Source organism: Pseudomonas sp. GD04015 (assembly GCF_029837675.1).
GTDB classification, from domain to species: domain Bacteria; phylum Pseudomonadota; class Gammaproteobacteria; order Pseudomonadales; family Pseudomonadaceae; genus Aquipseudomonas; species Aquipseudomonas paralcaligenes.
Genome location: NZ_JAOEEE010000009.1, coordinates 68,165 through 81,964, shown reverse-complemented (window position 1 = coordinate 81,964; position 13,800 = coordinate 68,165). Strand labels below are relative to the sequence as shown.

The 13,800-nt window shown below is 61.2% G+C and carries 10 protein-coding genes and 1 pseudogene; 5 read left to right on the top strand and 6 right to left on the bottom strand.

The features are described from left to right. Positions 1 to 145: 145 nt before the first annotated feature. The 4 genes from N7640_RS10410 to N7640_RS10395 all read left to right on the top strand — a co-directional run bounded on the left by N7640_RS10410 (position 146) and on the right by N7640_RS10395 (position 3,469). Positions 146 to 598, top strand: a complete 453-nt coding sequence (locus N7640_RS10410) for a GNAT family N-acetyltransferase (protein ID WP_220811871.1) — start codon at positions 146 to 148, stop codon at positions 596 to 598. A 42-nt stretch (positions 599 to 640) separates the two neighbouring features. After that, positions 641 to 1,459 (top strand): zinc-dependent peptidase, encoded by an 819-nt coding sequence (locus N7640_RS10405; protein ID WP_279902800.1) that lies wholly within the window; start codon positions 641 to 643, stop codon positions 1,457 to 1,459. A gap of 78 nt (positions 1,460 to 1,537) precedes the next feature. Continuing rightward, on the top strand, positions 1,538 to 2,065 hold the full coding sequence (gene ppa / locus N7640_RS10400) for an inorganic diphosphatase (protein WP_220811867.1): 528 nt from the start codon (positions 1,538 to 1,540) through the stop codon (positions 2,063 to 2,065). A 201-nt stretch (positions 2,066 to 2,266) separates the two neighbouring features. Then, entirely contained in the window at positions 2,267 to 3,469 is a 1,203-nt protein-coding gene (locus tag N7640_RS10395) for an integrase arm-type DNA-binding domain-containing protein (protein ID WP_279902801.1), read from the top strand. 115 nt (positions 3,470 to 3,584) lie between these two features. On the opposite strand, the pseudogene N7640_RS10390 reads toward N7640_RS10395, so the two are convergent. Continuing rightward, a pseudogene (locus N7640_RS10390) lies at positions 3,585 to 3,683 on the bottom strand (IS5/IS1182 family transposase); the annotation flags it as partial. Positions 3,684 to 3,780: 97 nt separating this feature from the next. After that, a complete protein-coding gene (locus tag N7640_RS10385; RefSeq protein ID WP_279902802.1) occupies positions 3,781 to 3,975 on the bottom strand; it encodes a hypothetical protein in 195 nt (64 codons plus the stop codon). 33 nt (positions 3,976 to 4,008) lie between these two features. Between N7640_RS10385 and N7640_RS10380 the strand changes: the two genes are divergently transcribed. Further along, positions 4,009 to 4,605: an RNA 2'-phosphotransferase gene (locus tag N7640_RS10380; RefSeq protein WP_279902803.1), complete on the top strand. Its 597-nt coding sequence runs from the start codon at positions 4,009 to 4,011 to the stop codon at positions 4,603 to 4,605. Here N7640_RS10380 and N7640_RS10375 read toward each other — a convergent pair. The 4 genes from N7640_RS10375 to tssI are packed head-to-tail and all read right to left on the bottom strand — an operon-like array spanning position 4,554 to position 13,711. Further along, positions 4,554 to 5,003: a hypothetical protein gene (locus tag N7640_RS10375; RefSeq protein ID WP_279902804.1), complete on the bottom strand. Its 450-nt coding sequence runs from the start codon at positions 5,001 to 5,003 to the stop codon at positions 4,554 to 4,556. The genes N7640_RS10380 and N7640_RS10375 overlap by 52 nt on opposite strands. Further along, a complete protein-coding gene (locus N7640_RS10370; RefSeq protein WP_279902805.1) occupies positions 5,000 to 10,276 on the bottom strand; it encodes an RHS repeat-associated core domain-containing protein in 5,277 nt (1,758 codons plus the stop codon). Before N7640_RS10370 ends, N7640_RS10375 begins: the two co-directional genes overlap by 4 nt. Next, positions 10,269 to 11,387 (bottom strand): DUF2169 domain-containing protein, encoded by a 1,119-nt coding sequence (locus N7640_RS10365; RefSeq protein WP_279902806.1) that lies wholly within the window; start codon positions 11,385 to 11,387, stop codon positions 10,269 to 10,271. The genes N7640_RS10370 and N7640_RS10365 overlap by 8 nt, the downstream gene beginning before the upstream one ends. After that, on the bottom strand, positions 11,387 to 13,711 hold the full coding sequence (gene tssI, locus N7640_RS10360) for a type VI secretion system tip protein TssI/VgrG (protein ID WP_279906193.1): 2,325 nt from the start codon (positions 13,709 to 13,711) through the stop codon (positions 11,387 to 11,389). Before tssI ends, N7640_RS10365 begins: the two co-directional genes overlap by 1 nt. Between the last annotated feature and the right edge of the window lie 89 nt (positions 13,712 to 13,800).

Below are 13,800 nucleotides of genomic sequence, written 5' to 3'. Positions count from 1 at the left end.
GGCCGCGAGAAGCGTTCGCCATGGTCTCGGACGCAATCAAACGCTTGCTTGGATTGCGCTTTCCATCCGCTTTCGGCAGCATCGACCCGACCCACTGGCACAACACCCGCATCGCCATCCCACTCCCAAGACGCCGAGGCCCGCCATGCGCATTGTCCAAGCCACCCTGGAACACCTGGACCTGCTGACCCCGCTGTTCATCAAGTACCGTGAGTTCTATGGCGAGCTGCCATTTCCCGACTCCTCACGCAAATTCCTCGAGACCCGCCTCAAGCGCAAGGAATCAGTGATCTACCTGGCGCTGGCCGACGACGAGGACAAGCTGCTCGGCTACTGCCAGCTTTTCCCCAGCTATTCGTCGCTGTCGCTCAAGCGCGTGTGGATACTCAACGACATCTTCGTCGCCGAGGACGCCCGCCGCATGCTGGTCGCCGACCGTCTGCTGCAGACCGCCAAGCAGATGGCCAAGGAAACCAACGCCGTGCGCATGCGCGTGGCCACCAGCGTGGACAACGAAGTGGCGCAGAAGGTCTACGAGTCCATCGGCTTCCGCGAAGACACCAAGTTCAAGAACTACATCCTGGAACTGGGCGACTGATCGACGGCGGGCCTCGCCCGCCCTGCCCCACCGAGACATTCCATGTGGTCGTTCCGCGCCTGGCGCCGCCAGCGCATTCTCTCCCGTTCGCCGTTCACCACCCTGCACTGGCGGGAGGTACGGGAGCGCCTGCCCATCCTCGACGGGCTGGGCGATGACGAGGAACAACGCCTGTTCCAGCGGGCCGTGCTGTTCCTCCACCACAAGCGCGTGACCGCCATGCCCGGCGTCGAACTGGACGAAGTCGACCGCCTCACCCTCGCCGCCCAGGCCGAACTGCCCCTGCTGCACCTGGCGGAACTGGACTGGTATCAGGGCTTCCACGAGATCGTCCTGTACCCCGACGACTTCGTCAGCCCGCAGCGCCATCGCGACGCCAGCGGCGTCGAGCACGAATGGGACGACGAGCGCAGCGGCGAGGCCTGGCAGCAGGGCCCGGTGATTCTCGCCTGGCCCGGCGTGCAGGCCGGCGGCGGCTGGGACGCCTACAACCTGGTGATCCACGAGCTTTCCCACAAGCTGGACATGCTCAACGGTGGTGCCAACGGCCTGCCGCCACTGCACCGCGACATGCGCATCCAGGCCTGGGCCGAGGCCATGCAAAGCGCCTACGACGGCATGAACGCGGCGCTCGACGCCAACCCCGACGCCGAAACCGCCATCGACCCCTATGCCGCGGAAAACCCGGCCGAATTCTTCGCCGTGACCAGCGAATACTTCTTCACCGCCCCCGACCTGCTGACGGAAGCCTTCCCCGCCGTGTACGCCCAGCTCGCGGCCTTCTACCGGCAGGACCCGCTGGCCCGCCTGCGGGCGCTCCGGGAAACCCACCCGGACTACCGCGACACGACCAATGGATGAACACGGGGGCGTAGTATCGCCACCGGAATGTGCCTATAATCCGCCCACTTTTTTTGGACCACCCCCAGGGAGTCGCCCATGAGCTACAGCAAAGTCCCGGCCGGCAAGGACGTGCCCAACGACATCTACGTCGCCATCGAGATCCCGGCCAACCACGCGCCGATCAAGTACGAAATCGATCACGACACCGACTGCCTGTTCGTCGACCGCTTCATGGCCACCCCGATGTTCTATCCGGCCAACTACGGCTTCATCCCGAATACCCTGGCCGACGACGGCGACCCCCTGGACGTGCTGGTCGTGACCCCCTACCCGGTGGCTCCGGGCTCCGTCATCCGCTGCCGCCCGGTCGGCGTGCTGAACATGACCGACGAAGCTGGCGGCGACGCCAAGCTGGTCGCCGTCCCGCACGACAAGCTGAGCGTGCTCTACAAGGACGTACAGGAATACACCGACCTGCCGGCTCTGCTGCTGGAGCAGATCAAGCACTTCTTCGAGAACTACAAGGATCTGGAGAAGGGCAAGTGGGTCAAGGTCGAGGGCTGGGGCAATGCCGACGCCGCTCGCGAAGCCATTCTGAAGGCGGTTGCGGCTTACCAGAAGTAAGCCAATACCACCCCCTGAAAGGCCGGCCACAAGTCGGCCTTTTTTATTTCTCAAGAAATCCCAAAACATCTACGAGACCTAGATAAATAGGCGCCTCCAGCCTATCATCCATCCACAAGCATCCACGACCAACCAGCAGAATCCCGCACCAAGGTGTGGGTCAGAGTGTGGGTCCATGGGTGTGGTTCGGATGGAGGAACCATGGGCAAGCTGACGAGCAAGACAGTGGAGTCGCTGGCTAAAGCCGGCTCTCCAGGAAAGACCAATGACGGCGATGGGCTTTATTTTCAGATCTCAAAAAGTGGAGGTCTGAGCTGGATCTTTCGCTACAAGCTGGATGGTCGAAGTCGTGAAATGGGCCTTGGCCCTTTTCCAGCCGTAACGCTTGGGCAGGCTCGGCAACTAGCCGCTGATCAGCGCAAGACTCTCGCTACAGGTGCCGACCCTCTAGCCACACGCGATGCTGAAAGAGAAGCAAAACGCGAAGCGGAGCGTCAGGCCGCAGCACGTCTCACTACATTCGAGGACCTTGCGCGCCAGTACCAAAAAACGCACGGGACAGGCTGGTCTGAGAAATGGCGCAAAGGTTGGCTGAGCAAGCTTGATCGGTATGCTTTTCCCCTCATTGGCAAGCTATCTGCAGACGCGATCCAAACCGAGGATGTACTCGCTGTACTACGTCCAATATGGGGGACAAAAACCCGAACCGCTGATGAGATACGCGGCCAGATCGAACAGATACTGGATGCGGCCAAAACGCTTCGCCTACGGCAGGGAGACAATCCCGCTCGGTGGCGTGGTCACTTGGATAATCTTCTCAGCAAGGCAGAAAAGAAAAAGGCCCGGCAAAGCCAGCATTTCCCTGCGATACACTGGCGCAAACTGCCGAAGCTGATGGACGAACTCGCTCAGGACTCCAGTCGAGACGCACTGGCGGCCCGCCTCCTGATCCTTACGGGAGCCAGAACGCATATGGTGCGACTCGCTCAATGGTCCGAGTTTGACCTTGAAACGGGTGTGTGGTCCCTCGCAGCATCCCGCATGAAGATGCGGAAGCCGTTCGCTGTTCCCCTATCAGCTCACACAACCGAAATGCTGAAAGGCTTGGCTCGAACCGGCTCGTTGTATCTCTTTCCCGGGCAGGGTAGAAGCGGCGTTATGCATGCTAACGCCATACGCAACGTGCTCCATACGCGTGGCTATTCGGATATAACCGCACATGGCTTTCGCTCCACATTCAGAGACTGGGCAAATGAGTGCACCCACTATCCTAGAGAAGTATGTGAACTTGCCCTCGCCCACGATGAGCGCAGCCAGACAGAAGCGGCCTATTCGCGCTCAGACTTTCTAGAAAAGCGAAGAGCATTGATGGCTGACTGGGCGGAATACTGCTTTAGCTTTTGAGAGCATTAGTAGATCTTTCTGGAAGCAGTAGGTTACGCGTCTCTCATCGCACCTGCCTGCGTCCATGGGCGAGAACGTATGCTCACTCAAGGCATTCCTGCGGGACTGCATCAAGCCGGTCATCACTGCGAGGTCGCTCCATCTTCTGTCCGGGGGAAACCAGATCGGCAATCAGCTCCCACGCCGAACCGGTGAGTTTGTAGCGCCTTGCCATGCGAGCTTCGAGCCAGTCATGGCAGCGACTCTACCCCCACCGACTTTTCGTACAGGGCCTAGCAACACCGGCAACCAGCAGTAGCCCGCCCCTCTCTTCAAATACCGTGGATGACCACCGTGCGATAGAGCACCGGATGGTCCCCGGCATCAAGCTGCGCGGCCTCTGGCTGCAACAGGCCCGATTCCAGGTCAACGAGAAGATACGGATTCGCGTCATGCAGGGTTGTTTGATGATTACGGCGGAGTGAAACAAGTAGCCCCAGCAATGCCGGGGCTACTTTTATATTCAAGTGAAGTCTATCTTGCGAATACACAGGACAGTCATGACTACTAAACGACTCAACGAAACCAGCAAATTTCTTAGCTATATTCTTAGGCATGAGCCACACGCTATCGGATTGCAGCTAGACAGCGAGGGCTGGGCAGATATCGAATCCTTGATAGCCGGTGCGGCTAAGGACGGACGAACTTTAGATATTGCACTCATTCAAGCAGTCGTCAGTAGCAGCGATAAAAAGCGCTTCAGTATCTCGGATGATGGTCTGCGCATTCGCGCCGTGCAGGGCCACTCGACTACCAACGTGAGCATTCAGCATGTAGAGAAAGAACCGCCAGAGTTTCTCTACCATGGCACCGCCACACGCTTCCTGGAATCGATCAGGCAACAAGGATTGATCGCAGGCTCTCGCCACCATGTGCATCTGTCGCAAGATATACCAACGGCTATTGCTGTAGGGCAGCGCTATGGAAAGCCTGTGGTGCTAATAATCGAAGCCCTACTGATGCACCAACAGGGCTTCAAATTCTTTCATGCAGAGAATGGAGTCTGGTTAACAAACAATGTGCCAGCCGCTTTCGTAAAGAAAGATCAGCTAATTAACTGCTCTCCCGATAAAATTACGTCTTCGGCCAACACATGAAACGCAACATTTTCAGATAGAAACTGAATACTAAAATGCCTTATTCCTGATAGCTCGCCACTTGACACAGAATGCGAGGACTCCAAGCTACTCCTAACAAATTCTGAGTCTACAAATTCTGTCAACTCACCCAGCCCAAATTTACTTGAGTCACCTTCGAACTCAAAAAAGGTACTTCCTGGAAAAGGAGTTCGCACAAAATCACGCACAAACTTAAAAACAATCTCTCTCCTTAAGCCAAGTACAACGTCAACTCCATCAATATCCGAAGCATCTCTCTCGTATTCGACATCAAGTATCACATCCGCCCCTACAGAGCGGAATGATACTTTTGACTCACCATACCCTGGCAACCACTCATACGGATTCAAGATTAACTTTGGCTGACCAATCTTCATGGACGCACCGACTTAAGCTGCTCTGCCCCTGTCAGTGGAAGCTTATTATTCTTCAACTGATCAGCTGCTAAGTCATTGAATGTCTTGCCCGGATAAGCCTCAACACCCGTCTGATTTCGCCCAAACCACTGGCTACGCGGAATCCCGGCCTGTTCCAGTGCTGTTGAGGTTCGCGTATTCAAAATTAGGCGAGTTCCATTCATATCGACATAGTCAACGGGAAGCTGGCTCGGCTTAATGGAACCGGCCTTTAAAGCGTCAGCCAGATCATCAACCGTCTTAATCGGCCTACCAGCCAACTCTGAATATATCTTTTGCCCGTCCAAGCTAAAGGAACGGTCAGACTTAATTCTGTTCTGAGCAAAATTGGCCTCTCCCAGAACTCCTCTCTCGGCATTACCAACGGCACCAGTTGCTTTTGCCCCATCTCCTGGACATCTACATAGCCCTAGCGGATCAATCCATCCTACCGGATTGGGCGCGTACTGATAGTTATTTAAACCACCTAGCAGCCCAATCGGATCCTGACTCACGAATCGCCCACAGTCCGGATCGTAATACCTAAACCGATTGTAGTGCAGTCCCGTCTCCTGATCGAAATACTGCCCCTGGAATCTCAGGTTCTGCTCTACAGGGTTTTCCTGTTCCTCCCAGCGTTGGATCTGGACGTTGCCTTGGGTACCGGTGATCAGCCCTCTGGGCCTCTCGATCTTCGCCGTGTTGCCCCATGCCTTGTAAGTGGCAGCCCAGACGATACAGCCGTCGCGGTCCGTCAACTCCCTCGGCGTACCGAGATGGTCAGTGTGGTAGTAGAGGACTTCTACCGAATTCTTGTTGGGGCTTTTCGGCTGTTCCAACTGCCGGATCGTTGCGGCAATCTTTCGAGGCAACCTCGCCATGGCCGCTTGCCATTCTTCCGGATGTTGCTCCTTGAGTGTCCGGTATTCCGGCAGCAGGCGTTGTGATTCATCCACCGGGCCGGCGGTGCACACCGTCGCCAGTGGAACAAAACTACGCGGCTGATAGATGTAGAGCTGCTGCCTGTCGCCCTGCCGCTCCAGCAGAAGGCGGTTGCCGTCCCAGCCGTAGTGGGTGGTTTCCTCGTCCAACCAGGGACGACTGCGCTTTTCGTTGTGTGGATCGAGTCGGTATTTGGCGATGCGTCGTCCGAACGGGTCGTAGTCGTAGCCCCAGTGCTCGGTATGGATGAAGCGCCCCTGTCGGCGGGTAACGCTGACCCGGCTCAACTGGTGCTCGGCATCCCACTGGAACTGTCGCTCGGTATGCGGACCGGACTTCTTCTCGATGCAGTTACCCCAGGCGTCGTAGGCGTAGCGATGTTCTTCCCACACCCGCAAGCGGTTGGGTTTGTTTTCGCCCCAGGTGCTGGGATCGGCCTGGGCCTCTGCCGGTGTAAGCAGCGGATTGAAGTCGGGATTGTCCAGGTTGGCTTTGACATAGGCCGACCACTCCTCCTCGCTCCAAGTGGTCTGCTTGAGTCGTGTCTCTTGCCGCTGGGCTTCCTCGGGCTGCATCAGGTTGTGGGCCGGGTCGAAGGCAAACACTTCGCTGGCCTGGGGCGCCTGGGCGCTGAGCAGGCGCCCCAGAGCGTCGTAGCCGTAGCGGGTCGAGCCGTTGCGGCGGTCGTCGATGCCCAGCAGCTGCCCGGCCAGGTCGTACTGGTAGCGGCGGGCGATGTGCTGGCCCTGGCTCGGCTCGCTTGTATCGAGCCCTGGGCCAACCTGTGGATTGGCGGCCTGCCGCTGCAGACTGGCCTGGCTGCGTAGCAGGCGGCCCAACGGGTCGAGTTCGAAGTGCGTATACAAGGCGCCCTGGGTACGGCCCGTTTCGCGGTGCAGGGCGTCGCGCTCGAAGTCGCAGATCACCTCGAAGTCGAGGTTGATCTGGTGTACGTGACCGCTGCCGTAGGTCAGGGTGTTGAGCTGGCGGCCATCGGGAAGTGTGGTGGTTTCCCGGTTGCTCAGCAGGTCATAGGCATGGCTCAGCTCGCTGCGTTGCCCGCCCCGGCTGTAGAGCACCTCACGGGCCAGTTGGCCGGCCTGGTTGTAGAACAGCTCCACCCGGGCCTGGCGATTGCGGGCACGGACCAGTTGCCCGGCTGCATCGTAGTGGTAGCGGCTGTGAGCCAGCTGAGGTTTGCCATCGGTCCCCGGCTTGTAGCTGAACTTGTCCAGCAGGCGGCCCATGGCGTCGCGCTGGTAGCGGGTGCGTAGCAGCGCCCCCGTGCTTCTGCCGAGATGAGCACTGCTCGCCGGCACGCCATCGACACTTTCCAGCAGTTGCCCGGTGGCATCGTAGCGATAGTCGATGCGTCGCCCGTCGAAACCCTGCTCGGCCACCAGTCGGTCCAGAGCATCCCAGGCGAAGCGGTAGATCGCATTGTTCTCGTTGTGCAGACGGACCAGCCGGCCATGCACATCGTATTCATAGCGGAGGCTGTGGCCGAGGGCATCGATGCGCTGCAGCGGCCGGCCTTCGGTATCCAGCTGATAGCGCGTCACCCGCCCCAGCGGGTCATGGTGGGCGATGAGGCGGCCCAGCGGGTCGTAGGCGAAGCGTTCGATGGCCCCGTCGGCATGGCGGATGCTGTTCAGCCGGTCGCGGCGGTTGATGCGCGCATAGCCGTACTGGGTGTTGTGGCCTAGGGCGTCGGTCACACTGGCCAGACGGCCTTGGGCGTCGTAGCTGTATTGGGTGCGGTTGCCGGAGCAGTCGGTGTAGGCCAGCAGAAGGCCCTGCGCATCGTGCTCCAGGTGCTTGCGGCCGCCACGCGCATCGAGGATGGTCGTGGGCAGGCCACGCCCGTCCAACTCGTATTCGGTAACCGCGCCGTTGGGCTCGGTCACGGCGATCAGGTTGCCGCGCTCGTCGTAACGATAATGGGTGGTGCGCCCCAAGGGGTCGCTGACGGCCACCGGTTTGCGCCAGCGCTCGTGCCAACGCAGTTGGTAGCGTGCGCCGTCGGGCTGGGTGATGCCGAGCAGATTGCCGCGATCGTCATACTGGCGACGAGTGACCCTGCCGGCCGGGTCGATAAGTGCGATCAGGTTGCCATAGGCATCACGCTCGTAATGTGTTTTGCCACCCGCTGCGTCGACCAGGCCGATCAGCTTCTTGTCCTTGTCGTACAAGAAGCGCTCTTCTCTTCCGCTGGCGTCGGTGACACGGGTACAGCCGGCGACCTCATCGTAGTCGAAGGTCCAGGACTGCCCCTGTGCCGTGGAACTGCGCAATACTCGGCCCTTGGGGTCGAACTGGTCCCACTGGTATCGCGCGACCAGGCCGCCCGGCTCGGTGTGCTCGATCATCATGTGGTTGCGCCAGGCGAAGGTACGACCAAGCTGGCCGTCACCATCGCGGACCTCGATCAGATCGCCTTCGGCGCTGTAGCGATACTCGACCAGCCACTGCTGCTGCTCGCGCGAGTAATGGCCTCTTCCGTCGGGTTCGCCAAGCAGCTCCACCACATGGGTCAGGCGTGGCTCGGTGTGGGTACGGTCGAAGATGAAGCCCACCCGCCGGCCACTGCTGGTATCGATGTGGCGTGGCAGCCCATCGTCGCTGTAATGCAGTCGCAGATGGTTATGGTTGGGGTCGATCATCCCCAGCAGGTAAAGGGTCTGGGCCTGCGGCGGCAGGTTTCCGTGTACGTCCTCCTCGACCTCATGACGGGCTCGATCGAGCGGACCCAGGCCGAAGATCAGGCGCAAACCATCCGGCTCAACCACTTCGTACTGGTTGCGCTGGTTGCGTTGCAGGGTGGAATGTTCGTATTTGGAGAAGAAGTGCTCGCCCACCGCCAGCGTCGGAAAGTGGGTGCGGCGCCCGTACATGTCGACGAAGTCGATACGCTCTTCCTGAACCTCCAGACGAAAGTCGATAGGCAGGCTCCATCCCTGTCCCAACCAACCGACATGAGCATTGCTGGACAGGTAGGAGCGCTGCCAGACCAGAGGCAGAGGTGCTTCAAGCACGAAGTCGAGATCGCTCGCGCCGTTGAGCACCTTGGCGCCTGTCAGCACGTAAACGGGCGGTCCCACCTGGAGAGGGATACAGGTAGGGCATGGTCCATCGGACTTGCCGTTGGCCTTGTTGGCTGGCGCCTCCTGCTTGACCTTCACCCCCAGGGACGACGATGGCTGTTCGGGTACGCGCGGCGGCGGAGTAGGCTCTGGCATGGCAGCCGGTGGTGGCGGCTCCGGCACCTTCGGGGGAATGGGCTCCACCTTCGGCGTTCTGCGCAGCAGACCACCAGCACTCTTCGCCAGACCGCCCACCAATGTGCCGACATTGAGCACGGTATGCACCGCGGCTTCGGTCGTGGCGCCTTTCTGCCAGGCCTCCTGGGCCTCCGGCGGCACGATGATCGCCTTGCCCGTTTCCAGCGCCTGGCTGCCGATACTGCCTGCCGTGACATTGCCCAGGCGCATGTTCTCCGCCAGGACCGCGCCATCGACGAAGTTCTGCAGAGGACTGCGCTGTATCAGTTTCCCGCCCAGCTTGACCAGCTCGTAGGCACCTTCGCCAATGCCCGTACCGAACTTGAGCACGCCCCGCGTGCCCTGGGCCAGGTAGTCCGTCCAGGTTCCCTCGGTGCCCTGGATGCCATCGATGATGTCGTTCAGCTCACCGAACTGGACGTATTCGTCCAGCTTGTCGAGATCGAACTGGCCGCGCCCCAGCTTCTCCTGCAGCCCTTTCAGCTGCTCCAGCCGCGCACTGCTGCTCGGCCCCGTCGGTACGGACGATGTACCGGGAATGCTGATCTCGGTGAGTAACCGACCCGGCGTGCCCCCCATGCCCATGGCATTGGTGTTGATCATGCACGGGCCGTCATGGCAGGCCACCGGGATGTTGTTGACCTTGACCTTGTTGTGTCCTTCGAGGATCAGCACGTGGCCGTCCCCCAGGGAGGTCTCGCTGACCACATGGGCGCCGGCATCGCCCAGCACGCCCTTGAACATATCGCCCTGGCGGTATACGCAGTTGCCACGTGCCTTCACATCCGGTGAGGCCAGAACTTGCTGGTCGAGCAAGGCGCAGCTGTCGAACGGCACCACCTTGTCGCCGACCATGCAGCTGTCGGGGTAGCTGCACACGGCCAGCCACTCCGTGGTTTCCTCGGCGACGTGTTTTTCCGGACCGACCGGAGCCAAAGGTGTGGGTTCTCCCTCAGGAAGCTCGTAGTCGGTGATGTAAAGAGGTCCTAGCTCGACGACCCCCGAGCCGCCGGTTGAGGATGAGTCAGACATGTGGGGCCTCCTGCCCTATCGTGCGCCGCCAGGCATCCATGCCGATGGCCGCGATACCGATGCGCCGGACCGGGTTGTCCCGCCCGAATGGCAAGCGCCAAGTCAGGCTGGCCCGGCGCTTATCGAGGTCGAGCGCCAGGGTGTCCAGCCTCGGCCAGGTCAGCGTGATGGGGCCATCGCGCTTGGCCACGGCCAGCAGGATACCGAGCGCCGGCAGGCGCATGTGGGTCCGCCCTTCGGCCAGGCAGCCCAGAAGCGCGAGTTCTTCGTCGCCTTCGAGGTAGCCGGGATAGATCAGGTCGGGATGGGCGCTCTGGTAGAAGCGCATGTCGAAGTCGTCGGGTATCGCGGGATGCTGCTGCGCCCGCCAGTCGGCGTCGAGGGTGCCCGCCAAGGCCAGGCGGGGCTCCCACCAGCGTGCGATAGGGCCGGTGCCCTCTACCGGATGGCGGCTGTACGGACTGGCAATGGGCTTCTGAGCATCTCCGATCTGAGGCGCGGGCAGGGATCGTATGTGGCCGATCTGCTTCTCCATCGCTCGGCGCTCGGTCTTTTCCAAGCGCTCCAGGTCCGTATCATCGGGCAGCCAGCCACAGCCGACCGGATTGTCCGGCTTGTAGAGATGCTGCCAGCGGTCATTCGCATCCTTGACCGAGAAGACGCCGCCGAAAGCCTGGCGGTAGTCGAGGGCAACACGGTCGGTGCGTTCGGAGGTGCTCGACCGCCAGCCAAGCGGTGTTTTTTCGAAGCGCCGGGGCCCGAGCAGGTGCAGGAATTTCTCGGTCCGCCCGATCCGCAAGCCCATGACCCAGTCCCGCAGGGTCTTCCCCTCCTCGCAACAGGCCTGGCCGGTCATGTGGATGTCGGTTGCCGGTTTGCCCAGCAGCAGGTCGCCGTCGGTCTTGAGCAAGGCCCGGATGGGGTCGTGCGCAGCCGGGCCGATCAAGCTGTCACCGTACTGGATCGGCTTCTGCCTGGCCGCCCTGGGCATGGGATTGCCGTTGCTGGAGAAATCGAAGGTGCCACGGATCACCAGCACATCGAATGGCTTGCCGCGGTAACCTCTCTTCTCGAACAACAAGTGCGGAAAGCCGCTCTGGTTGTCGACCATCAGAAGCAGCTCCCGGGCTTCATGATGCTGTCGAGCGGGCTGCTCTCCGCCTCGACCATGTCCGGCGCACTGCTGGCCGTTCCGCTGTTGAGGTGGATGTCGTCCGGCGCATCGGCATTGAAGGTCTTGGCCGCCTTGAAGTGAAGCTCCGGGCCATCGACGAAGATGCCCTTGGCGGTGATCACCACCTTGGAAGGCCCCACCTGCAAGGTGATGCTGTCGCCATTCATGGTGAGGCTGGAACCGCCCTGAGCGGCTGCCGGCGATGAGGGGGCGACGATGTTCATGGGCATTGCCGCCATGCCGGCAATGCCGGACGAGCCGCCCCCCACTTTCACGCTGTACTGCTTGCCGACGCTGGTGCTCTTGTCCTTGCCGATCCGGCTGCTCTCGCTCATCCCGACCAGGGTGTTCATCATCATGCCCACGTTCAGGCTGTACCCCAGCCCGACGTTCTCCATGCGCCCCAGCCCGACGTTCTGCAGGTAGGCCATGCCGATGGTCTCGGTCTTGTTCTTGCCGACTCTCGTCGACCAGTTCTTGCCGATACGATCGCTCTCGTTCTTGTCCACCTTCTTCGTGCGGTTCTTGTGGATCGTCACCTTCTCGTTGCCATCCACCGTCTCCGTCCGGTTCTGGTGGATGTCGATGGTCTCGTTGCCGTCCACTTCTTCCTTGCGGTTGCCGTGCACCGTGATCGTCTCGTCACGGTCCACCGTCTCCGTACGGTCGCGCTTGATGTGGCTGGTCTCGTCGCGGTCGATGGTCTTGCTGCGGTCGTTGCCTACCCAGTGCGTCTCGTCGTTCTCGACTTCGATGTCCTGGTTCTTCTCGGCATGGATCCACAGCTGTTCCTCGCCCTTGCGGTCCTCGAAGCGCAGTGCGTTGGCGTTCTCGTAGCCCCCGCCCAGGCTCGAACGGGTCAGGATGCCCGACTGGGTGGCGTTGGCCGGCAGTTGCCACGGCGGCATCTGGAAGGCGTTGTACAGCCGGCTGGTGATCACCGGTCGGTCCGGGTCGCCGTTCAGGTAGTCGACCAGCACTTCCTGGCCGATCCGCGGCAGGTGGATGCCACCGAAGCTCGAGCCCGCCCACGGGTGCGACACGCGTATCCAGCAAGAGCTGTTCTCGTCCTTGCTGCAGTAGCGGTTCCACGGGAACGACACTTTCACCCGGCCGTATTCGTCGGTGTAGATCTCCTGGCCCTTCGGCCCCGTCACTGTCGCCGTGTCCGGACCCATGGTCTGCGGCCGGGGTGTCAGCCGCTGGGCGCGGAACGGCTGGTCCGACGGGTGCGTCTCGACCCGGATGCGCAGCACGTGGCTGCTCGAACCGCTGGCCGCCTCGTAGTCGTTGTCGCTGAACTGGTAGTGCGCCGCCACCACCAGGTATTCCCGGTTCTGGCTCGCGCTGGGGTGGCGCTCCAGGGTGAACAGGTAGCCCGGCGCCAGTCCCCGCGCCCTCCCCGTCGCCTGGCCGCGCAGGTGTGCGCTCTGCAGTTCCTCGACCCGCACCCGGGCGTAGGCCTCACCCTCACCCAGGTTGGTGTAGCCACCCGGGTAGTCGAAGATCTCGTAGCTGCCGTGGGCATGCCCGGGCGACTGGTCGCGGCGCACCGCCAGGTCCGAGCGCGGCATGGTGAAGTTGTAGTCGTGGGACATGTACTGCCCCGGCTTGACCGAACCACCGGAGGACCAGGTGTCGATGTGGTCCTCGTCCGGGTAGGTCACGTCCGGGTCGAAGTAGGGAATGCTGGCGTAGCCGGGATACGGGTTGCACAGCCCGATGTCGTCGGTGATGACCATCACGTGCTCGCCGGCGCTGTGCTCGAACCAGAACCAGATGCCTTCGTTCTCCAGCATGCGCATCACGAACTGGGTGTCGCTCTCGCGGTACTGCACGCAGTATTCCCACACGCGATAGCTGCGGGTGAGCATGAAGCGGGTCGGGAACGGGTAGTTGCCCAGCACCTGCTTGACCATGTCCGGCGCGGTCATGTTCTGGAAGATGCGGTAGTCGCTGCGGCGCGTGCCGTACCACAGCCAGGGCTTGAGCCGGGCCTGGTAGAGGTAGTGGCGGCCTTCCTTGCCGACCAGGGCGAATTGCTCGCACTGGCCGTTGATGTGGCGCCGCGCACCGCCGGCCAGCTCGATCTCCACCGTCACCGGGGTGCCCAGGATGGCCTGGGGGTCCAGGCCCTTCTGCTCGCTCTTCATGACCAGCGTCATGTCGAACAGCCGGGAGATTTCCTCGTGGCCGTTCAGGGTCGAAAAGCGCAGCGCATCGTCACCGAATACCGTGGTGACATTGAGGACTCGATTCATCTGCCCGCCTCCCTGCAAGCTACAACTGGCCGTCGCATCCCGCTAGAGCCATATCCAAGTTCGCGGATTTCACCCGAACGGACCAGCCG